This window comes from Blautia sp. ZXY-1-C6 (assembly GCF_056339875.1).
Window position 1 is genome coordinate 1 of sequence record NZ_JBWJVQ010000034.1, and the last position, 2,256, is coordinate 2,256.

Here is a 2,256-nt window from a genome sequence, read left to right on the forward strand (position 1 = left end):
GTCTTTCCGGTTTGAAATATCTGGACTGTTCTTCCAACAGTATACAGACTCTGAAACTGCCGGACACCAGATCACTGAATACCCTTTACTGCCAGAATAATCTTCTCACTAAACTGAACCTCTCCGGTTTTTTATCACTGAAGAAACTGAACTGTTCCGACAATAAGCTGTTGGAGCCTGATCTTCGCGGCTGCTTTCCCGAGGAACTGATCTGTAATGATAACGTGATCCGCACTCCTATGGAATTTTATGATCTGTCTCAGTTCGCTTCACCTGAAGATATCACCATAATGGAAAATGGCATGATCGACACCTCTTACCGGCTGACTGCTATTAATAAATTAAACCCTGTAAAAATCCGCCGCAGATTTACCAGTGCCAGCACAGAACAATATGGCACACAGATCATTTACATTGGATATCTGCTTGAAAATGATTTCCGATCACCTGCATTGTTTCAGCAAATGCAGCAGAACTATCCACTGACAGACGATCATATGCTTTCCCGCGAATATCTGAAGGAAGTTTCTTCCCTTTCCTTTGACGAAGATTTTCCGTTATTTTCTTCAGATCTGGCCTATTTTACAGGACTGAAAAGTCTGAGATGTACGGATCTTCCTCAAATCACCGAACTGGATCTCAGCAGAAATCCGGAACTTACCGAACTGATCTGTATTGGAACAGGTATCCGTTCTCTGAACCTTACCTCCAACAAAAGCCTGGAATCTGTTCAGCTGTGTAACAACAGCCTTTCCTCATTAAATATAACCGGACTTACGTCACTTTCCAGCCTTGACTGCCGCTTTAATTCTCTGGTCAGCGTTGATACCACAGGCTGCACTGCTTTGAAGGATAACCTGTTCTTTCCGCAGCATACATGCACCGTCAATGCTGATCAGGCAGGAAAAATTTCGTTCGACCAACTGGGAAATTTCCATCAACAGCTGGATACACCGGCAGCAATCCTCGCAGGCGATGAACTTCTGTACACACCCGGAGATGACTTCTTTACTCTTTTAAGTCCTGCCGTAACCATGACGGAAGCATCTTTTTCCATTATGGATACCAATACATGGCAGATTCTCGGAACCTGCCGGATGACCATAAACATTGAATCAGGAACTCCTGTCACTCCTGAAAAACCGTCATTAAAAAAAATCAAATCCACTCATGAGGTTACCATCACCTGGAAAAAAGCAAAGAATGTCAGTGGATACCGGATTCTCCGCAGAGAAAAGAATAAATCAGAGGCTTCATGGAAAGCAATCGCAACAGTTTCCTCTTCCCGTACCTCCTATACAGACAGTACCGGACTGATCAAGAAATCCTACCTGTATACAGTGCAGTCCTACACTTTCCGGAACGGTAAGAAAATCTACAGTAAATATAACACCAAAGGCCTGACCGGTACAGCAAAACTCAAACGCCCTGCGGTTAAAAAGCCCCAAAAAGATGTTGTCATAAATCTTATGTGGGACGAAGTTCCGGGTGCCGATGGCTATCGCATCTACCGCCGCAGGAAAGGTATCTCCAAATGGACAAAACTGGGAGATATTGAATTTTCCGGGTTGTATTACACAGACGAAACTGCTGTTCCCAAAACAGTCTATGATTATGCAGTCCGCCCATACCGTAAGCTTGGCAGCAAAATTTCTCTGGGTGATTACAGCTCCACCGGATACGTCTGCCAGACTGCAATTCCAAAGGTCAGCCTGACTTCTGTCACTGAGCAGGATGGCGGCGTCACAGTAAAATGGAAACACCAGACTTATGTCACCGGCTACTTTATTTATCGTGCAGACGATCAGAACAGTAAATACTGTAAAATTTCAGATACACCAAACGGTCCTGATTCAGAGGAATACTATGCATATTATGAACCAGTGCCATTCGGCTCCGTAAATCCATTATATAAAGTTCGGGCATACGTCCTTATCGGTAAGAAATATTACTATGGACCATATTCCAGAGCACTGGCTCTAAATCCGTACTCCGATAATCTCAATGCTCACGATTTTTCGGAATTCCACATGGGTTACCAGTTAAGCAACAGTTCTTCCTCCACAGGTTTTGACCGTAACTATAATGACGGTGGCAGTTTTTCCATGGCTGCCGCCTATCTTACACGCGGATCCGGTCCTGTATACGAATGGCAGGCTCCTTACGAAAATATCTCATCAGCATCCTATGACTCATTCACACCTGCGCTTAGAGTAAATGAGATTATGTTTATTCCCCAGCGAAAGAATGCATTAG

At 44.1% G+C, this 2,256-nt stretch carries 1 pseudogene; it reads left to right on the forward strand.

Annotated elements, in window-relative coordinates:
* Positions 1–2,256: pseudogene (locus AC075J_RS01640) on the forward strand (hypothetical protein); the annotation flags it as partial.